General features: G+C 63.6%; 18 protein-coding genes. 4 read left to right on the top strand and 14 right to left on the bottom strand.

The annotated features are described in order from the left end of the window. Positions 1-27 precede the first annotated feature (27 nt). On the bottom strand, positions 28-369 hold the full coding sequence (gene yajC, locus NKH17_RS25545; protein WP_352451381.1) for a preprotein translocase subunit YajC: 342 nt from the start codon (positions 367-369) through the stop codon (positions 28-30). 289 nt (positions 370-658) lie between these two features. Between yajC and NKH17_RS25550 the strand changes: the two genes are divergently transcribed. After that, the gene (locus NKH17_RS25550; protein WP_352479783.1) at positions 659-1,534 is read left to right on the top strand and encodes an ATP-binding protein; all 876 of its coding nucleotides are present in this window, start codon (positions 659-661) and stop codon (positions 1,532-1,534) included. 97 nt (positions 1,535-1,631) lie between these two features. On the opposite strand, the gene NKH17_RS25555 is transcribed toward NKH17_RS25550, so the two are convergent. The 13 genes from NKH17_RS25555 to NKH17_RS25615 form a co-directional block, all read right to left on the bottom strand. Further along, complete coding sequence (locus tag NKH17_RS25555; protein WP_352479784.1) at positions 1,632-3,164, bottom strand: peptidoglycan DD-metalloendopeptidase family protein; 1,533 nt, start codon at positions 3,162-3,164, stop codon at positions 1,632-1,634. A 263-nt stretch (positions 3,165-3,427) separates the two neighbouring features. Beyond that, complete coding sequence (locus tag NKH17_RS25560) at positions 3,428-4,093, bottom strand: protein-L-isoaspartate(D-aspartate) O-methyltransferase (RefSeq protein WP_352479785.1); 666 nt, start codon at positions 4,091-4,093, stop codon at positions 3,428-3,430. Further along, positions 4,090-4,848 carry a 5'/3'-nucleotidase SurE gene (gene surE / locus NKH17_RS25565; RefSeq protein ID WP_352899268.1) on the bottom strand — a complete coding sequence of 253 codons (759 nt, stop codon included), beginning with the start codon at positions 4,846-4,848 and terminating at the stop codon, positions 4,090-4,092. The genes NKH17_RS25560 and surE overlap by 4 nt, the downstream gene beginning before the upstream one ends. After that, positions 4,848-6,152, bottom strand: coding sequence for a serine--tRNA ligase (gene serS, locus NKH17_RS25570; RefSeq protein ID WP_352899270.1), 1,305 nt, complete (start codon positions 6,150-6,152; stop codon positions 4,848-4,850). Before serS ends, surE begins: the two co-directional genes overlap by 1 nt. Positions 6,153-6,566: 414 nt before the next feature. Next, the gene (tatC, locus tag NKH17_RS25575) at positions 6,567-7,430 is read right to left on the bottom strand and encodes a twin-arginine translocase subunit TatC (RefSeq protein WP_254818322.1); all 864 of its coding nucleotides are present in this window, start codon (positions 7,428-7,430) and stop codon (positions 6,567-6,569) included. Then, positions 7,427-8,113, bottom strand: coding sequence for a Sec-independent protein translocase protein TatB (gene tatB / locus NKH17_RS25580; protein ID WP_352804875.1), 687 nt, complete (start codon positions 8,111-8,113; stop codon positions 7,427-7,429). The genes tatC and tatB overlap by 4 nt, the downstream gene beginning before the upstream one ends. 28 nt (positions 8,114-8,141) lie before the next feature. After that, positions 8,142-8,363 (bottom strand): twin-arginine translocase TatA/TatE family subunit, encoded by a 222-nt coding sequence (locus NKH17_RS25585; protein ID WP_352479789.1) that lies wholly within the window; start codon positions 8,361-8,363, stop codon positions 8,142-8,144. Positions 8,364-8,541: 178 nt separating this feature from the next. Further along, positions 8,542-9,321, bottom strand: a complete 780-nt coding sequence (scpB, locus tag NKH17_RS25590) for an SMC-Scp complex subunit ScpB (RefSeq protein WP_352479790.1) — start codon at positions 9,319-9,321, stop codon at positions 8,542-8,544. Next, positions 9,318-10,118 carry a segregation and condensation protein A gene (locus tag NKH17_RS25595; protein ID WP_292664905.1) on the bottom strand — a complete coding sequence of 267 codons (801 nt, stop codon included), beginning with the start codon at positions 10,116-10,118 and terminating at the stop codon, positions 9,318-9,320. The genes scpB and NKH17_RS25595 overlap by 4 nt, the downstream gene beginning before the upstream one ends. A 58-nt stretch (positions 10,119-10,176) precedes the next feature. Beyond that, entirely contained in the window at positions 10,177-11,196 is a 1,020-nt protein-coding gene (gene nagZ / locus NKH17_RS25600) for a beta-N-acetylhexosaminidase (RefSeq protein WP_352479791.1), read from the bottom strand. Positions 11,197-11,313: 117 nt separating this feature from the next. Further along, positions 11,314-14,958, bottom strand: coding sequence for an SPOR domain-containing protein (locus NKH17_RS25605; RefSeq protein WP_352899274.1), 3,645 nt, complete (start codon positions 14,956-14,958; stop codon positions 11,314-11,316). 103 nt (positions 14,959-15,061) lie between these two features. Further along, entirely contained in the window at positions 15,062-16,819 is a 1,758-nt protein-coding gene (argS, locus tag NKH17_RS25610; protein ID WP_352804249.1) for an arginine--tRNA ligase, read from the bottom strand. Positions 16,820-16,880: 61 nt separating this feature from the next. Further along, positions 16,881-18,095: a deoxyguanosinetriphosphate triphosphohydrolase gene (locus NKH17_RS25615; RefSeq protein WP_352804885.1), complete on the bottom strand. Its 1,215-nt coding sequence runs from the start codon at positions 18,093-18,095 to the stop codon at positions 16,881-16,883. 73 nt (positions 18,096-18,168) lie between these two features. Here NKH17_RS25615 and erpA point away from each other — a divergent pair, with 73 nt between their 5' ends. The 3 genes from erpA to xth are packed head-to-tail and all read left to right on the top strand — an operon-like array spanning position 18,169 to position 19,734. Continuing rightward, complete coding sequence (erpA, locus tag NKH17_RS25620; RefSeq protein ID WP_352804888.1) at positions 18,169-18,516, top strand: iron-sulfur cluster insertion protein ErpA; 348 nt, start codon at positions 18,169-18,171, stop codon at positions 18,514-18,516. Positions 18,517-18,519: 3 nt separating this feature from the next. Then, positions 18,520-18,909: a VOC family protein gene (locus NKH17_RS25625; RefSeq protein WP_352804891.1), complete on the top strand. Its 390-nt coding sequence runs from the start codon at positions 18,520-18,522 to the stop codon at positions 18,907-18,909. 30 nt (positions 18,910-18,939) lie between these two features. After that, positions 18,940-19,734 (top strand): exodeoxyribonuclease III, encoded by a 795-nt coding sequence (gene xth / locus NKH17_RS25630; RefSeq protein ID WP_352505839.1) that lies wholly within the window; start codon positions 18,940-18,942, stop codon positions 19,732-19,734. Positions 19,735-19,786: the final 52 nt, after the last annotated feature.

The following is a 19,786-nucleotide window of genomic DNA, read 5'->3' on the forward strand; positions in this document are numbered from 1 at the left end:
TGGCGGATCGTTCCGCCGACAATTCGGTTATTTCTTGGCGTTCTGGTTCGCTACCGGCTCGCCCTTGACGCGCACGTCGGCGATCGTCGAGCGCAGCGCCGTCACCTTGGTACCGCCGCCAAGGTCGATCTCGAGCTCGTTATCGTCGATCACCTTGGTTACCTTGCCGACCAAGCCGCCACCGGTGACAACGGTGTCGCCGCGGCGAACCGCCGCCAGCATCTCGCCGCGCTTCTTCAGCTGCGTACGCTGCGGCCGGATGATCAGAAAATACATGATCACGAAAATCAGAGCAAACGGCACGATCTGGATAAACATTGCGGACGAGTCCCCGCCGATGCCTTGGGCGTATGCCGGTGTCACGAACATCGAGGTACTCCTGAATTTTAAAAACAGCCGCAAACCGTTCTGGGAATTTGACGGCCCCGCCAAATTTGGCCGGAATATAGTCGGTAACGTTGCCAATGCAACTGCGCGGCCGGGCAAATCGGCTGCTTTTCCGGCCTGGTGAGCCGTGTTAGAGGGTGATCCCGAAAAGCGACGCTCGGTTTTCGCAAAAGATGATGCCCGAACAAATGCTTGGGACGAGTTTCGAAACCGCTGAAATCAGGTAGGTTGGCCTGCCGCACCGTCCCGAATGCGAACAAAAAGACAAGAGATGACCGACAGCACCATCGATATCCTGAGCCAGAAGCTCGACCGTCTGATCGAGGCGATCGCCCGCCTCGCGCCACCGCCGGTGCCGCAAACCGACCTCGGCGACGCCGATTGCTTCGTCTGGCAGGCCGATCCCGGCTATCTGGAGCCGGTGCTCAAGGTCAACCGCGTCGACATCGGCCTGATCCGCGGGGTCGACCGCGTCCGCGACATATTGGTCGACAATACCGAGCGCTTCGCCTCCGGCTATGCCGCCAACAACGTGCTGTTGTGGGGCGCGCGCGGCATGGGCAAATCGTCGCTGGTCAAGGCCGTGCACGCCGCGGTCAACGCTTCGACCAAGCTCGACCTGCCGCTCAAGCTCATCGAGATCCATCGCGAAGACATCGACACGCTTCCGAAGCTGATGAGCCTGCTGAAGACAGCGCCCTTCCGCTTCATCCTGTTTTGCGACGACCTGTCATTCGACCATGACGACACGTCCTATAAATCGCTGAAGGCAGCACTTGAAGGCGGCGTCGAGGGCCGCCCGGCCAACGTCATCTTCTACGCCACCTCGAACCGGCGGCATTTGTTGCCGCGCGACATGATCGACAATGAGCGCTCGACGGCGATCAATCCGTCCGAAGCGGTCGAGGAGAAGGTTTCGCTGTCGGACCGCTTCGGCCTGTGGCTTGGCTTCCACAAATGTTCGCAGGACGAATATCTCGACATGATCGACGGCTATGTCCGCCATCACGATCTCGCCATCGATCCCGAGACGCTGCGCGCCGAGGCGCTGGAATGGGCGACGACGCGCGGCAGCCGTTCGGGCCGCGTCGCCTGGCAGTTCACCCAGGACCTGGCTGGCAGGCTCGGCAAGCCGCTGAAGGATTAGCCGCTCAAGGACTAACAGCAGAAGAAGCCCGCACCTTGCGGAGCGGACTTCCTCGGCGGGCTGAAGGTCAGGTGGCCCGCAAATCGCTTTTCGTCGTCTATTCGAGATAGGTCGAAGGATCGACCGGCGCCGAGTTCTTGCGCACTTCGAAATGCAGTTTCGGCGAGTCGGTGGTGCCGCTCATGCCGGACAGGGCGATTTCCTGGCCGCGCTTGACCTTCTGGCCGCGCTGCACCTCGATCGAGCTGGCGTGGCCGTAGACAGTGACCAGACCGTTTTCGTGCCGCACCAGCACCGTGTTGCCGAATTCCTTGAGGCCGTCACCGGCATAAATGACGACACCGTTTTCAGCCGCCTTGACCGGCGTCCCCTCGGGCACGGCAATGTCGACGCCGTCCTTGCCGCCGCCGAAGCTTGAGATCACGCGGCCGCGCACCGGCCAGCGCATCTTGCCGATGCCGGTCGCGTCCGGCGCCACCGCATCGTCGTCCTCGGCCTGCTGGATGACTTTCGCATCCTTCTTCGGCGGCGTGTAGGAGGCGAGCGTCTGCGTCGGCGTGGCCTTGGCCGGCGGCTGGGTGGTGGCCGTCGTCACCGGATCGACCTTAGCCGGCTTCGCACCGGCGACGACAGCGGTTCCGCCTGCCGGCACTTTCAGGGTCTGGCCGATCTTGAGCAGTCCATCCTGCATGCCGTTCGCCTGCTTCAGCGCAACAACGCCGACGCCGGTCTTTCTGGCAATGGCGGACAGCGTATCGCCTTGCTGAACCGTGTAAGTGCCGCCGGCACCGGCCGGCTTGGCCGTCGCCGAAGCCACCTTCGCCGCAGTCTTTCCATCCTTCGGCTGGCTCGCGGCAGCCGAGGCGTCCACCTGCGCGGCAGACTTGCCTTCCCTGAGCTTCGGTTGCTGCGGCAGCACGGCCACCTTCTCCGGCGCGTCGGCCGGCTGGTCGTGCCTGGTGCCGTTCGCGGGCTTGGCATCGGCGACTTTTGGCGCGGCGCCGTTGCTCGAATACGCATAGGCCGGGATGACGAGCTTCTGGCCGGTCTTCAGCCCCTTCGTCGCGCTCAGGCCGTTGACTTTCATGATGGCATCGGCCGGCACGCCGTAGCGCCGCGACAGCCCGGAAATGGTCTCGCCGTCCTTGACGACGATCTCGGTTGCATGTGGCGCGCCGGCGGCTGTCGCCATGCGCGGCGCGTCGGGCTCGGCGTTCTTGAACGGCCTTGCCGCCGGAGCGACGGTGCCGGTTGCCGTCCTGTCGACAGGAGGAGCGGCAGGTGCCAGGGCCGGCGCGGCAGCGGTACGCACCGGACGGGCGGCAGGCGCCAGCGCGGGAGCCGGCGGCGGCAATTGCTGTGCCGTGACCGGTTCGAGGCTTGAGCGGCTGACCGACTGGGTGTGGCTGCCGTCGATCGGCGCGGCCGCAACATCGCCCGGATAGGGCTGGGCAGCATCCTGCTTGTCGATGATGGCGCGCTGGTTGTTGGTCGAGGCGGTGAACACGTCGTCGACGCTGTTGAACCGCGCCACCTGGGAACTACACCCTGTCGCAGCGCCTGCGATCATGAGGACGGCGCAGCCACGCGCCAGATTGCGTCCGTTTGCCTTCAAAACACTGAATTGCATCGCACTAACCCGCACAGACCCGGTACAACTGAGTGTGATTAAAGCGCGTTAATGTTACCGGTCGGTTAAACCTGTAGAATCAGGCGCAAATTTTCTTAAAATATTCCAGGATCCGGGCGCCGGGTGTGCCGAGATTCAGGTCAGGCCGAGCCGAAAATGGTGGGTTCCGAGAACCGGAGCGGTGCGTACTTTTGGGTACGTGAGCACCGGAAGCGGAGGAAGCCGCCATTTGCAGGCCGACCTCACCTGAATATCGACACAGCCTAGATGACGGCGGCGACACCGTGCAGGATCGGCTGCAGGCGCACCAGGCCGATATCCTCGCGTTCGAAGCGGCTGCCGACCTTGGTAAGCTTGGCCAGCACCTGCTCGCCCTCGTCGGGTCCGATCGGCGCGATGACGATGCCGCCGCTCGACAATTGATCGAGGAGAAAGCGCGGCAGGCTGTCGAAGGCCGCCCAGGCAACGATGCGGTCGAACGGCGCTTCGTTGGCCAGCCCGTTGGAACCGTCCGCCTGACGCACGATGACATTGCCGATGGCGAGTGCCTCAAGGCGCTGCCGGGCCTGTTCGGCCAGCGTCTTGTAACGGTCGATGGTGACGATCCGCGCGGCAAGCCGCGACATCACCGCCGCCGTGTAGCCCGACCCGGTGCCGATCTCGAGCACGCGGTTGCCCGGCTCGATCGCAAGTGCCGCGATCACCGCCGCCTGCAGGTCGGCGCCTTCGATGGCCTCGCCGCATTCGATCGGCAGCATACGGTCCGACCAGGCTATGGAGTGAAAATGCGGAGACAGAAAGCCGCGCCGCGGCGTCGCCTCAAAGGCGGCGATCAGCGCCTTCGGCACCGTGCCCCTGCCGCGCAGGCGAAGCAGGAAGGCAGCGAAACCTTCGCGCTCGTCGACCGTTGCAGCGTGGTTTGAGTTCATGCGAGCGCCTTGGCCAGTTGATCGCGGATTTCATGCGCGGTGAGATCGAGCTGCAGCGGCGTCACCGACACCAGCCGATTGCGCAAGGCATGGAGGTCGGTGCCTTGCTTGCCTTCGACGGGCTCGCGGCCGAAGCGTAGCCAATAGTATGGCAGGCCGCGCCCGTCGCGCCGCTCGTCGACCCACAGGCTGTGGACCAGCTTGCCCTGCGAAGTGACCACGATGCCGCCGATCTCTTGCGGCTCGCAATTCGGAAAATTGACGTTGAGCAGCACACCGTCCGGCAACGGCATGGCGACGAGCTTTTCGAGCAGCGCCGGTGCCAGCGCTTCGGCGGTCTCGTAGGGAACGACGCGGTCCTCGCCAACATAGGAATAGGCCTGGCTGATGGCGATCGAGCGCACGCCGAGCAGCGCGCCTTCCATGGCGCCGGCGACCGTGCCCGAATAGGTGACGTCGTCGGCGATGTTGGCGCCGGAATTGACGCCGGACAGGATCAGGTCAGGCGCTTCGGGCAGGATCTTCCTCACGCCCATGATGACGCAGTCGGTCGGCGTTCCCCGCACCGCAAAGTGCTTTTCGCCAATCTTCCTGAGCCGCAGCGGCTCCGAGATCGACAGCGAATGCGCATAGCCGGACTGATCCTGTTCCGGTGCCACCACCCAGACGTCGTCCGACAGCGTGCGCGCCATGCGTTCGAGTGATGCAAGGCCCTCGGCATGGATGCCGTCGTCGTTGGTCAGAAGGATGCGCATTATCTCGATTCGATCTTTTCCAGACCGCCCATGTAAGGCCTAAGCGCTTCAGGAATGGTTACGCTGCCGTCCTCGTTCTGGTAATTTTCGATGACGGCAATGAGAGCGCGGCCGACGGCGGTGCCCGAACCATTCAGCGTGTGGACGAAGCGGTTGCCCTTGCCGTCCTTGTCCTTGTAGCGGGCGTCCATGCGCCGCGCCTGGAAATCGCCGCATACCGAGCACGACGATATCTCGCGATAGGCATTCTGGCCGGGCAGCCAGACCTCGATGTCGTAGGTCTTGCGCGCGCCAAAGCCCATGTCGCCGGTGCACAGCGTCACGGTGCGGAACGGCAGGCCGAGCCGCTTCAGCACCTCCTCGGCGCATTCGGTCATGCGCTCATGCTCGGCAACCGAAGTCTCCTGGTCGGTGATCGACACCAGTTCGACCTTGTAGAACTGGTGCTGGCGCAGCATGCCGCGCGTGTCGCGCCCGGCCGAGCCCGCCTCGGAGCGGAAGCACGGCGTCAGCGCCGTATAGCGCAGCGGCAGTTTTTCGTGCGGCGTGATCTCGTCGCGAACGAGATTGGTGAGCGGCACTTCGGCGGTTGGGATCAGGCCAAGCCTGCCGTCCCCGTGCCGAACGAAGAATAAATCCGCCTCGAATTTCGGCAGTTGCCCGGTCCCGAAAAGCACCTCGTCGCGCACCATCAACGGCGGCTGGATCTCTACATAGCCGTGCTCGGTGGTGTGCAGATCCAGCATGAACTGGCCGAGCGCGCGTTCCATCCGCGCCAGGCCGCTTTTGAGCACGGTGAAGCGCGAGCCGGAAAGCCGTGCTGCCCGCTCGAAATCCATCATGCCGAGCGCTTCGCCGATCTCGAAATGCTCCTTCACCCAGTTCGGCCGCGTCAGCACCTCGCCAACGACGCGCTTGACGACGTTGTCGTGCTCGTCCTTGCCGACCGGCACGTCGTCGAACGGCACGTTTGGCAGCACTGCCAACACATCGTTCAGCGCCTTGTCGAGCTCGCGCTCGCGCGCCTCGCCATTCTGGATGAAGGCCTTGATCTCGCCGACCTCGGCCTTCAGCCTTTCGGCAAGAGCGGCGTCGCCCGAGCGCATGGCATTGCCGATCTCCCTCGATGCGGCGTTGCGGCGTTCTTGTCTGGCCTGCAGCTCGGTCAGATGCTCGCGCCGCGCCTCATCCGCCGCGATCAGGTCGTCGACCGTGGACCGCGCATCCTCAGCCGACCAAGAGCGCTTCTGGAGCGCTTCGACAAGGGCCTTCGGGTTGTCGCGAATCCATTTGATGTCAAGCATGATCTGTTCGTCCTTGAGTAGGCCAGAGGGGGTAAACCGCATCGATGCAAGGCGTCAAGGCAGAGTTCCTTCGCGCCCCCTCTGTCCTGCCGGACATCTCCCCCACGGGTGGGGAGATCGGCCGTCACTGCGGCTTTCGCCAATCTCCGGCGCTGAAAAAGCAAGCCATGGGCGAAGTTGCCAATCTCCCCCCAAGTGGGGGAGATGTCCGGCAGGACAGAGGGGGGCGCTGTCCCGCCGACCTCAGGCGGCAACACCGGAACTTCAAAAGGAAGAAACAAAAAAACCCGCCCTGAGTGGGCGGGTTTTTGGAGCCAATTGGCACCATAGCCAAATTAGTAGCATAGCTGCCGGCACAAAGCAAGAACAAAGTTGCAGCGGTCGGAAGAAAGATGCTGTCCGCTTCAACCGAACCTACGTCGATGACGCGTCCGCCGGCTTGTCGGCCACCTCTTCCGTGGCGTCCTGTTTTTCGCGAGCCACACGGTCGCGCTCCTTGCTGCGCTCGATCAGCCGGGCCGACCAGATCGAGACCTCGTAGAGCAGGATCGTCGGAATGGCGAGGCCGATCTGGCTCATCGGGTCGGGCGGCGTCAGCACCGCCGCCACGACGAAGGCGATGACGATGGCCCATTTGCGCTTCTCGGCAAGGGCCGTGGACGACAGCATGCCGACCCGCGTCATCAGGCTTGTCACCACCGGCAACTGGAACACCAGGCCGAAGGAGAAGATCAGCGTCATGATCAGACTGAGATATTCGGACACTTTCGGCAGCAGCGAAATCTGCACCTGGTCATTGGTGCCGGTCTGCTGCATGGCGAGGAAGAACCACATCACCATCGGCGTGAAGAAGAAATAGACCAGCGACGCGCCCATCAGGAACAGGATCGGCGAGGCGATCAGGAACGGCAGGAAGGCATTGCGTTCGTTCTTGTAGAGGCCGGGCGCGATGAATTTGTAGATCTGCGTGGCGATCAGCGGAAAGGCTATGACCATGCCGCCGAACATGGCGAGCTTGACCTGGGTAAAGAAGAATTCCTGTGGCGCCGTATAGATCAGCTCGACCTTGTGCGGGTCGAGCCCGGCCCATTGCGTGGCCCATTTGAACGGAATGACCAGAAGGTTGAACAGCCGCTTGGCGAAAAAGAAGCAGACCAGGAAGGCGACGAAAAAACCGCCGATCGACCAGATCAAGCGCCGGCGCAGCTCGATCAGGTGCTCCATCAGCGGAGCCGACGATTTTTCGATCTCGTCCTTTTCCTTGTCCGAAACGCTCACTTGGCGGCTCCCGCCGTTTTCCTGGCGGCCGGCTTCTTCGCTGCTGACGCCGGCTTCTTCGCTGCTGGCGACTGCGGTTTCGGCTCAGCTTTTGCGGCGGCCTTTGGCGCAGCGGTCTTTGCCGGCTTGGCCGGCGCGGCGGCCGCGGCTTTCGCGGGCGCCGGCTTCTTCCTTGCCGCAGATGCTTTTTGCGGCACTGCCGCCGCAGCCGTTTGCGCCTGCACGGCCGGCGCCACGACGGACTCGTCCGTCATCGCCGGAAAGATCGGCGTGGCCGGCGTCGGCTCCGGCGGGCTGACGCCCGGCATCGTCGTTGCGCCGTTGTTCAGCGGCTCGGCTGCCTGCTCCGTCGAAGCGGCGGCATCGACGGCCGGCTTGGGTTTCATCACGGCGTCGACGCCGGAACGGACGTCGGCGGCGGCCTGTTCGAATGGATTGAGCTGCTTCCTGATCTCGGCTGCCGGATTGAGACTTCTCAGCGAATCGACCGACTTCTTGACGTCGTCGAGTTCGGCTTCCTTCAACGCGTCGTTGAACTGCCGCTGGAAATCGGAAGCCATGGCGCGCAGCTTCGCCGTCGTGCGACCGAAGGTGCGCAGCATGTTGGGCAAATCCTTGGGCCCGACGACCACGATCATGACGATCGCGATCACCAGCATCTCGGTCCAGCCGACTTCGAACATGGCTATACGTTCCGACTAAAGTTTGGGCTCAGCCTTTGCTGGCCTTTTCCTTCGGTACCGAAACGGTTTCGTCGGCACGGTGTTCGACGGTGCGCTTGTCGTCGGCAGTCTCGTCGTCCGCCATGCCCTTCTTGAAGCTCTTGATGCCCTTGGCCATGTCGCCCATCAGCTCGGGGATCTTGCCGCGGCCGAAGACCAGCAGCACGATCACCAGAACGATCATCCAGTGCCAAATCGAAAATGAACCCATAGCAAATCTCTCTCGAACGGTTTCCCAGACGCTGATCTATGCGCTTTCGGGTTCGGATTCAAACAGAACTGCGACAGAGTTCATGAATGAGTCGCCGAAGTCACGCACTTTCGGCACGGCGGCCCGCTACCAATCGGCGCAGTTCCATCCTGCCTGTGGCTTTAAGATGGCGCTCGGCTCAATCTTCCGTGACGCGCGGCGTCAAAAGACCGAGTTCCTCGAGGTCGATATCGGTCAGCGGATCCTCGTCGTCGGTGAGCGCATCGGGGTCGGCCGGCGGCAGCGGCACCGAGAAATTCGACGGCATACGGCCGGACAGCAGCCCCGCACCCTTCAATTCCTCCATGCCGGGGAGATCGCGTATCTCCTCCAGCGCGAAATGGTCGAGGAAAATATCGGTCGTGCCATAGGTGACGGGACGGCCGGGCGTGCGGCGCCGGCCGCGCATCCTCACCCATTCGGTCTCCATCAGCGTGTCGAGCGTCCCCTTTGACGTCTCGACGCCGCGGATGTCCTCGATCTCGGCGCGCGTTACCGGCTGGTGGTAGGCGATGATCGCCAGCACTTCGAGGGCAGCGCGGGACAGTTTGCGCTGCTGCACCGTGTCACGGCTCATCAGGAAGGCGAGGTCGCCGGCGGTGCGAAACGCCCAGGCATCGCCGACGCGCACCAGATTGACGCCGCGCCGCGCATAGATCTGCTGCAGTTCGGCCATTGCCGCGGCAATGTTGATGCCGTCGGGCAGCCGCGAAGTGAGCTGTTTTTCGCTGACCGGCTCGGCGCTGGCGAAAACGATCGCCTCGGCCATCCGTACGGCCTCCGCCATATGCAGCCGCCCGCCAGGATTCCGCGACAAATTCTGCCCCTGATTTTGTGCCGGGTTCTCGGCGACCGCGCCTTGCTCGGCGTCGTCCTCGACCTTGAATGGAATGATCGAAGCGTTGGCGCGTTCGCTCATGATGTCACCTCGACTATCTTGATGGCCTGGGCGCGGCCGCGCAGATAAAGCGGCGCGAAAACTTGGTCCTGCCGCATTTCCATCTTGCCTTCGCGCACCAGTTCCAGCGTCGCCGCAAACGAGCTGGCAACCGCGGTGCGCCGCTCTTCGGGGCCGGCCAGATATTCGACCAGGAAACTGTCGAGCGCCGTCCAGTCGCGCAGCGACCCGATCAGCCTGGTCAGCACGTCGCGCGCATCCTTGAGCGACCACACGCCGCGCCTGGCAATCGTCACATTGGTGATCGCCTGCTTCTGGCGCTGCTGGGCATAGGCGGTCAACAGGTCATAGAGCGAGGCCGAATAGGCATTGCGCTTCTCGACGATCACCATCTCCGGCATGCCACGTGCAAACACGTCGCGTCCGAGCCGGTTGCGGTTGACCAGCCGTGCCGCCGCGTCGCGCATGGCCTCCAGCCGCTTCAGCCGGAACTGCAGCACCGCCGCCAGTTCCTCGCCGCTTTCGCCTTCGTCGCCGGGCTGCTTGGGGATCAGGAGCTTCGACTTGAGAAACGCCAGCCACGCTGCCATCACCAGATAGTCGGCGGCAAGCTCCAGCCTCAGCGCCCTCACCTTCTCGACGAATGCCAGATACTGTTCGGCCAGCGCCAGGATCGAGATGCGCGACAGGTCGACCTTCTGATTGCGGGCAAGATGCAGCAGAAGATCGAGCGGACCTTCGAAACCGGCCACATCGACGACCAACGCCGGATCGCCGGTCAGCCGGGAATCGTCGTTCTCGGCCCACAAGCGGTCCATCGGTGCGGCCTTGCCGGCCTTCAGGTCCAATGCTTCCGCCACTTCGCTTCCTTTGATGCTAGGCTACCGCGTCGAAATAACTGGCAAATTCGGCCCGAATCTCGGTCTCGTCCACAACGTCACGGTTCCTGATATAGGTCAGCGCCCGCTCCGCGCGCTCAAACGACTTGCCCTCAAGCCCGGTCGTTCGCGATGCAATGCCGGCCATCTCCTCGAACACGCCGTTGCAGTGAAGGACCAGATCGCAGCCCGCCGCAAGGATAGCGGCCGCCTTTGACGGGAAATCCCCAGAAAGTGCCTTCATCGAAGTGTCGTCGCTCATCAACAGACCATCGAAGCCGATTTCGCCGCGGATGATCTTTTCGATGACCTTGCCGGATGTGGTGGCCGGGTTCTTCGGGTCGATCGCGCTATAGATGACATGCGCCGTCATCGCCATCGGCAAATGGTTGAGCTCCCTGAATGGCGCAAAATCATGCCGCTGCAGGTCGCCGATCGAGGCGTCGACGGTCGGCAGTTCGAAATGCGTATCGGCGAAGGCCCTTCCATGACCGGGAATATGCTTCATCACCGGCAGCACGCCGCCCGCCATCAGGCCTTCCGCCGCGGCGCGACCCAATTCGATGACGGCGCGCGGCTCCTTGCCATAGGCGCGCGCGCCGATGACGTCGCTGGCGCCCTCGATCGGCACATCGAGCACCGGCAGGCAATCCGCCGTGATGCCGTAGCGCAGCAGGTCGAAGGCATGCAGCCGCGCCATCAGCCATGCGGCACGGGTGCCGGCGTCATGGTCGTCGCGCCACAAGGCACCGAGTGCACCGGCAGCCGGATAGTTCGGCGCAAGCGGCGGCCGCAGGCGCTGCACGCGGCCGCCCTCCTGGTCGATGAATACCGGCGCGTCCGCACGCCCGACGCAGTCGCGCATGGCGGCGACCAGATCGCGGATCTGCTCGGTCTCGCCGATATTGCGCGCAAACAGGATGAAGCCCCACGGGCATTCGTTGCGATAGAAACGGATCTCGTCGCGGGTCAGTGATTTCCCGGCGCAGCCGAGGATCATGGATTTTGATTCGGTCATGCGGAACAGTTTAGAGCTTCGCGACGACAAAGGGAATCGCCCGCAATTGCCTCCAAAGTTTCCGTTCACGCAAAAAAGCCGGCGCGGGCGCCGGCTTTTCGAGGGGCTTTAGTGCCGCTAGTGGGACACGAAGCAATTGCCGCCGGCAGCCTTGTAGCTGGTGCACAGTTTGATCGCCTCGTTGCGAGACTGCGCCGGAACGCGGACGCGGTAGAAGGTGCCCTTGCCGGCAATCTCGGCCTTGACGATGTTGGCGGTGCGGCCGGAAAGCACGCCGCCGTAGCGGCGCTGCAGATCCTGGTAAGTCGCCTGGGCGCTTTCGACTGTCGGCTGCGAAGCGATCTGTATCGACCACGAACCAGCGCCGGCAGCGGCCGGATCGATGGAAGCAACCTGATCGGGCTTGACCTCGCCGACCACGTCGACCGGCTGGTCGGACGGGCGCTGCGGCGCCACCGGAACCGTGGCCGGGGTGGTGGCCGACTGCTTGCTGGCTGACGGCTGGGCTTCAGCCTTTGTCTCGGGCTTGGGCGCCGGCTGCAGCTTGGAGGTTTCGGCCTGATCGCCGCTCGCCTGATCGCCACTCGGCTGGTCGCCAATCTTCGGGTCGCCAATTTTCGGGTCGCTTGTCATCAGGGGCACGGTGCCGGTCTGCGCGGCGGCGTCCGCCTGGGCGGCCGGAGCCACGTGCTGCGGCGCCGGATCGGCCGGCTCGGCAGCAGCCATCTGCGGGGCGGCAGGCGCCGGATCCTCGCGCGCCACCAGCGAGCCGTCAGGTTTCACGACCATGGTCCGTACCTTGCGCGGCGCAACGGCGACGGTCTCGGCACCCTTCTCGGCCTCCTGCAGAACCTGCGCGATGCGATCCTCGGACTTGGGCGCCGGTGCGGCGGCTACGGTATCGCCAGCCGCATTGGCGCCAAGCGCATTAGTGTCAGGCGCGCTGGTGTCACGCGCGTTGGTGCCAGACGCATTGCTATCGGACGCCTCGGTGCCGGGCGCGTCGATATCGTCTGCGGCATCGGGGTCATTGGGCGAAAGATCGACGACGCGGCTCTCCGGTTCGTTGGCCTTCAGGTCCACAGGCTCTTCGGTGTTGGTGACCAGCTTCTGCTGAACCGGCTCGGCGGGCTTGGCGCCCTTGGCCACAGCGTCATAAACCTTGTTGTCCTGGTTCGGCACGACAGTGCCGCCTGGATTCTCCGGCTTGATCTTGATCGGCCTGTTGTCGGCTTTGACGATGACCGGCGCATCGCCGCCGCTCTTGCCGCCGAGGGTCAACGCAAAGGCGCCAAGGCCTCCGGCGATCGCAACGGCGCCGACCACCGCACCTATCAGCAGCCCGCGCCTGCGCGGCTGCCTTTCGGCCTCGCGTTCGGCGAGGCCGGGAACCGACATCTCCTCGTCCAGTTCGGGATCGTAGTCGAGCTCATCGAAGGTGAAATCGTCGGCTTGCGAAACCGGCTGGCCGCCGGGCAACGATCCCAGATCGAAACCGTCCGCTGCATCCGCATAGGAAGCGGCTGCCGGGCTGACAGGGGCTTCCGCAGGCTTGGTGCCATAGGCGCGCGTCTCGCCGCGATCTTGCTTGTAGCCAGACGCGAAGCCGGCATCGTATTCATCGTCATAGCCAGCACTGCGCACTGGGGCCGGCGCTATATCCGTGGCATTCATTTCGGTGAGAAGGCTGGCAAAATCGGCATCGAGATCGTCGTAGGCGGGCGCCACCGGCTCGTCATCGTCGAAGTTGAGCTCCGGAATGTCGAGATCGTCCGCCAGCGCCACGACGCGCTCGGGCACGTCGACCGTCTCGACATCGGGCATCTCGTCATAGGCGGAAGGCTGTTGATGCGAAATTGGCGCAGCTTCCATGTAGGCGGGCCGATCTTCATAGGATGACCTATCTTCACGCGATGCCTGGCCTTCATAGGACGGCCTCTCTTCGACCGGTGCGGCCCGATAGGACGGCGTTGCAGCCGGCTGCGGTGGCGCCGGACGCGCCGAAGCCACCGGCTGGCTTGCAAAAGCGGGTTGAGGCTGTGCGACCGGCGTCACGCGGCTCCACGAGCGGGCCGGCTCGGGCGGCGTGGCGCGTGTCGTCAGCCAGTTCAGCGCATCGAGCGGGTCTTCTTCGGCAGCAGCTGCCGCACTCTTGTCGGCCGAGTCATGATCCAGACCGATGTTCCTGGCGAAGTCGGCGTCGAGCGCATTGTTGTCTAAATCACCCGTGGGTCCGGCAGCGGCTTCAACACCGAAATCCTCGCCTTCAAGCTCATCGAGGAGGACACTGCCAAGATCGGCGTCATCGGCGGCACTGGACTGCTGCGGCTCAGCGGGCTCGTGCTCGTCGAGTTCCCAATCCAGCTCGTCGACAGCATGCACCGGGTCGTTGGCGACGTCTTTGACCGCCGCCATTGGCTGTTCAGCAGCCACTGCTTGCTTCTGAATTACCGGCGCGATGGGCTGCTGAACAGCCATCACGGGCTTCTGGGCAGTCTGCTGGGCAGACTGCTGGCTTGTCTGAGGTTCGTTGACCGCTTGTGCCGGCCGTGTGCTCATCGCACCCAGCAGCGCGTTCAGTTCGTCCTCCAGGCTGCGTTCCTCGGCCACTGGGGCCGTTGGGACGACAGCGGCGGCCTGGGCCGCGGGTTCGGCTGCAACGACCTGCGCTACGGGCTGTTCGGGGTGCTCGGCAGGCGCATCGTCGAAGCTCAGATCGAAATCGTCGTCGAGCGCCGCTTCAGCGGCCGTGCCGGAAAGCCGGGCGGCCTCTGGCTCTTCGATCGACAGCTCTTCGATAAACTCTGGTTCTTCGATTTCGGCAGGCTCGTTCGCGCGAACGTCGAAGTCCATGTCGACATCGGCCATGGCATCATCGGCATGGCCGGCAAAATTCTCATCGGCCGCCTCAACCGGCGATGCCGGGGCGGCGTTATCAGCCGGCTCCTGCTCGTCGAACATCGGCTCGTCTTCGAGCGAGCTTGCAACCGCGTCGTCGAATGCGTCATCGAACGCAGGCGCGGCCGCTTGCGCCGCCGTTTCAACGGCGACCGCCTGCTCCATCGGCTCATGCTCTTCGAGCATCAGCTCGTCTTCGAGCGAGCTTGCCACGGCGTCGTCGAACTCAGGGTCCAAGGCGGGCTCGTCGACCGGCTCGATCGCCTCGGCCGCGGCCCTGGGTTCGTCCTCGCCGGTCACATCGTCGTCGAGCCGAAAATCCTGGTCGAGCGAGGCGGCAAGTTCGTCGTCACTCGAAAGGTCGTCCTCGAACGGCGACACGTCTTCGAGCGAGCCGGCGACGGCGTTATCGAACTCTTCATCGAACTCCGGCTCGACAGCGGGAGCGAACGCCCTTTCGGGGCCGGAGGCAATTTCGTCGGCGGCAACAGGAGCGGCCGCAACAGGAGCAACATCATCCACCGCACTGTCGTCGAACGCGAAATCCTGTTCGAATGAGGCAGCAAGCGCGTCCTCCATTTCGTCGGCGGCGGTCGGTTCGGGTGTCGGCTCGCGAAGCTTGGCAGGGGAAGCATTATCATTGGCGTCGGCGCCGAATTCGCCCATCAACTCCTTCTCGAGATCGATCTCGAAATCGCCCTCGTCCACCGACGGTTCGGCGGCAGCGGTTTTCGGCTGGGCCGGCGTTTGCGGTTTGACCGGCTGGCGCGGGTCGAACCCCATGATCCTGGTCAGTTCCGCGAACGGATCATCGCTGGCGATGTCGTTGTGGTCGGCTGCTCTCAGCTGGGTTCTGTCTGCCATTATTGTTCCCGAACTCGCACTCATTCGGACGCCATGGACGTCGCGTAGGGTTGGCCCTTACCAGCGCAATGTGGGCAAAAGGTGACAGGTTTTTTACTCAAACCTAACGCATTTCGGTGGGCGCATTGGCTCCGATCAGCGTCAGGCCGGACGTCAAAACGTCCGAAACAGCCTGCACCAGCCCTAGTCTGGCATGCGTCAATTGTCGGTCGTTAACCTTAACAAAACGTAAGTCGGGATTGTCGGTGCCGCGGTTCCAGTGTCCGTGGAAGCTGGAAGCGAGTTCGTAGAGGTAAAATGCCAGCCGGTGGGGCTCGAGCGCGAGGGCCGCGGCTTCGATCAGCCGAGGATATTCGGCGAGCTTCCTGATCAGGCCGATCTCACCCTCGTCGGTCAGCAAAGCCACTTCGGCGGCCAGCTGGTTGCGGTCGAACATGGCCTCGCCCAATTGCTCGCTCGCCTGCCGGAACACCGAATGGCAGCGCGCCGAGGCATACTGCACGTAGAATACCGGATTATCCTTCGACTGCTCGGTCACCTTGGCGAAGTCGAAGTCGAGCGGCGCGTCGTTCTTGCGATAGAGCATCATGAAGCGGATCGGGTCGCGGCCGACCTCCTCGACCACTTCGCGCAAGGTCACGAACTCGCCCGACCGCTTCGACATGCGCACCGGCTCGCCGGCGCGAAACAGCCTCACCAGCTGGCAAAGCAGCACGGTAAGCTTGACCTCGTCGCCGGCAATCGCCCGGGCAAGCGCTTCCAGCCGTTTCACATAGCCGCCATGATCGGCGCCAAGCACATAAATCAGATCGACGAAACCGCGATCGACCTTGTCCTTGAGGTAAGCGACATCGGCGGCGAAATAGGTGAAGGTGCCGTCCGACTTGACCAGCGCCCGATCCATGTCGTCTCCGACTGCGGTCGAGCGGAACAGCGTCTGCTCGCGGTCCTCCCAGTCGTCCGGCTTCTCGCCTTTGGGCGGCGGCAGCTTGCCCTTGTAGATGTGCCCCTTCAGCGTCAGGTCGTTGATCGCCGAGCGGATCTTCTTCGCATTGTTGGCATGCAGCGTCCGCTCGGAGAAGAAGACGTCGTGATGCACGTTGAGCAGCGCCAGATCCTCGCGGATCATCGTCATCATCGCATCGATCGTCCTGTCCTTGACGATGGCAAGCGCCTCCTCGTCCGGCATCTGCAGCAGGGAGCGGCCGAATTCGCTGGCCAGCGCTTGACCAACGGGGATCAGATAGTCGCCTGGATAAAGCCCGGCCGGAATGTCGCCGATCTCATCGCCAAGCGCCTCGCGGTAGCGCAGCATGACCGAGCGTCCGAGCACGTCGATCTGCGAACCGGCATCGTTGATGACATATTCCTTGGTCACGTCGTAACCGGCGAAGGCCATCAGATTGGCGAGCGCGTCGCCGACCACGGCACCCCGGCAATGGCCGACATGCATCGGCCCGGTCGGGTTGGCCGAGACATATTCGACATTGGTTTTCTTGCCGCCGCCGACAGTCGAGCGGCCGTAATTGCGGCCTTCGCCGAGCAGCGTCGTCAGATGCGCCTGCCAGAAACCGTCCTTGAGCCTGAGATTGACGAAGCCCGGGCCGGCGATCTCGGCGGCCGCGATATCCTCGTCGGCGCGCAGCGCCTCAGCCAGCCTTTCTGCCAGCGCGCGCGGATTCTGGCCGGTCGGCTTGGCCAACACCATGGCAGCGTTGGTCGCGAGGTCGCCATGGCTGGCATCGCGCGGCGGCTCGACAGCGATGCGCGACAGGTCCGGCGACGCGCCATCCTTGTCTTTCAAATCAAGCGCTTCGACGGCCTTTATGATTCGCGCGTTGAAATCGGCGAAGATGTTCATTGCTGTGGCTCTGACGGTTTTGCAGGGGGCCGGCTCGCTGGCCGGCAAAATCGAGCCCGCCCTAGCTCAAATCCGGCGTATGGTCAAACAAACGCCTGTGTTCCTTGAGCGCATAAGTGTCCGTCATGCCGGCCAGGAAATCGGCAACACTGCGCGCCTTGACGCGGTCCTCTGCCCGGTCGAGCCCTTCGCGCCAGCCATCCGGCATGGCGCGCGGATCGGCGAAATAGACGTCGAACAGGTCCCTGACGATCTGGTCGGCCTCGGCGCGCACCCGCATGACGTCCGCGTGCCGGTAGAGATGCTTGTAAAGAAAGGCCTTCAGCTCCTTTTCCCATACGGCCGTCTCGGCGGAGAAGCTCACCATCGTCTCGCCGGCCGCCCTTACCGCTTCGGCGCTGTCAGGCTTGATGCGCGCCAGATTGGCCGTCGTCGAGACGATCACGTCCTCGACCATGATGGTGATCTGCCGGCGCATCAGCTCGTGGCCGGTGCGTACGTCATCGAGCGCCGGATAGCGCTGACGCACGCCCTTGAGGATCGACCCCGGCAGCGAAACGCCCTCCAGCATATCGAGCGTCAACAGCCCTGCCCTCAGCCCGTCGTCGATGTCGTGGGTGTTGTAGGCGATGTCGTCGGCAATCGCCGCGCACTGCGCCTCGATACCGGCGAAGCGGTCGAGCTCGAGGTCGTGCAGTTCGGAATAGTCGCGGATTGCCTGCGGCACCGGCCCCTTCAGCCCTTTGCCCTTGGCATCGGTCAGTGGGCCATTGTGCTTGACCAGCCCCTCCAGCGTTTCCCAGGTGAGGTTCAGCCCATCGAACTCGGCATAGCGCCGCTCCAGCCGCGTCACCACACGTAGCGACTGCGCATTGTGGTCGAATCCGCCCCAGGCGGCCATCTTCTCATTCAGCGCGTCCTCGCCGGTATGGCCGAAGGGCGTGTGGCCGAAGTCGTGCACCAGGGCCACCGCCTCGGCCAGGTCCTCGTCGCCGCGCAGTGCCCGCGCCAGAGCGCGGGCAATTTGCGCGACCTCGATCGAATGCGTCAGCCTCGTGCGGTAATGGTCGCCTTCGTGCGCGACGAACACTTGCGTCTTGTGCTTCAGCCGGCGGAACGCCGTCGAATGGATGATGCGGTCGCGGTCGCGCTGGAACGGCGTGCGCGTCGGGCTTTCCACCTCGTCGAACAACCGCCCGCGCGACTTTGCCGGGTCGCTGGCATAGGCCGCGCGCGGCCGATAGCCGAATCCGATGTCGCCCAACTCGTTGGTCATAGCGTATGCCGCAGTTGACTTGCCCCGTCGCGCTTCATACCTATCATACGAAACCGAATGCAAGGTGACGCCCATGGGCGCTGATGCCAAGACCGCCATGAAAGTCGAGATGACCGACGCCGCCGCCAGGCGGATCGTCAAGATTGTGGCGAGCGAAGCCGGTAAGACGGCGCTGCGCGTTTCGGTCGAGGGCGGCGGCTGTTCCGGCTTTTCCTACAAGTTCGATCTGGTCGACAGGCGCAATGATGACGACGTCGCCATCGAAAAGGACGGCGCCACCGTACTTATCGACGACCTGTCGCTGGTCTACATGGGCGGCTCGGTAATCGATTTCGTCGACGATCTGATGGGCCAGTCGTTCCAGATCAGAAACCCCAATGCGGTCGCCTCCTGCGGCTGCGGCACCAGCTTCTCCATCTAGATCATGCCGATCATCGGCGCGGTCCGTCAGGTCGCGCTTTCCGCCGGGCGCGACCTCGATGCGACGCTGGCGTTCTGGCGCGAAGTGCTCGGCATGAGCCTGCACGCGCGTTTCGACCCGCCGGGCATCGCCTTCATCCTGGCCGGTGACGTGCGCCTGCTTTTCACCGACGGCCTGCCGGCCGGCACCGTCTATCTCGATATATCGGGCCTCGAAGAATTCCACGCTTCGGCAAAGGCCGCCGGCATCCCCTTCACCGCGCCGCCGGCGCTCGTTCATCGCGACACCGAAGGCCTGTTCGGCCAAGCCGGGGAAAGCGAATGGATGGCCTTCCTAAAGGACCCGGCAGGCAATACGATCGGCCTTGTCGAACGTCATCCACCGGATCGCTAGTCTCCGGACCACCAGCCTATCGAGGCCGCCATGAAAATCGTCACCTGGAACATCAACGGCGTTCGCGCCCGCATCGGCAATTTGACCCACTGGCTGACGGAAAGCGCGCCCGACATCGCCTGCCTGCAGGAGATCAAGACGGTCGACGAGCAGTTTCCTCGCGCCGAGATCGAGGCGCTCGGTTACAATGTCGAGACTTACGGCCAAAAAGGCTTCAACGGCGTCGCCATCCTGTCGAAGCTGCGTTTCGATGAGGTCAATCGCGGCTTGCCGGGCGACGATGCCGACGAACAGGCGCGTTTCATCGAGGGAGTGTTCTCGACCGACAAGGGCGCCTTGCGCGTTGCCTCGATCTATCTGCCGAACGGCAACCCGATCGACGACGAGAAGAAGTTCTCCTACAAGCTTTCCTGGATGGCGCGACTTGAGCGCTGGGCCGAGGAGCGGCTTGCTCTGGAAGAGCCGCTGGTCCTGGCCGGCGACTACAATGTCATCCCCGAGCCAATCGACGCGAAATATCCGGAAAACTGGCTAAGCGATGCACTGTTCCAGCCCGCGACGCGGCAGGCGTTCCGGCGGCTGAAGAATCTTGGCTTCACCGAAGCCGTGCGTGCCGTCACCGACTCCGCGGACGTCTTTACGTTCTGGGACTATCAGGCCGGCGCCTGGCAGAAGAACAACGGCATCCGCATCGACCATTTGCTTCTGTCGCCCGAAGCCGCCAACTGGTTTTCCTCGGCTTCGATCGAGAAGCAGGTGCGCGCCTGGGAAAAACCCTCCGACCACGTGCCGGTGGCGATCGATCTGGCGCTGCGGCCAGCCTGACCGGACCTGCCGTCCGGCGGCACATTGATAAGTTGACCTCTTATCGCCACAA

The organism is Mesorhizobium sp. M1334, assembly GCF_040317995.1.
Taxonomy (GTDB): domain Bacteria; phylum Pseudomonadota; class Alphaproteobacteria; order Rhizobiales; family Rhizobiaceae; genus Mesorhizobium.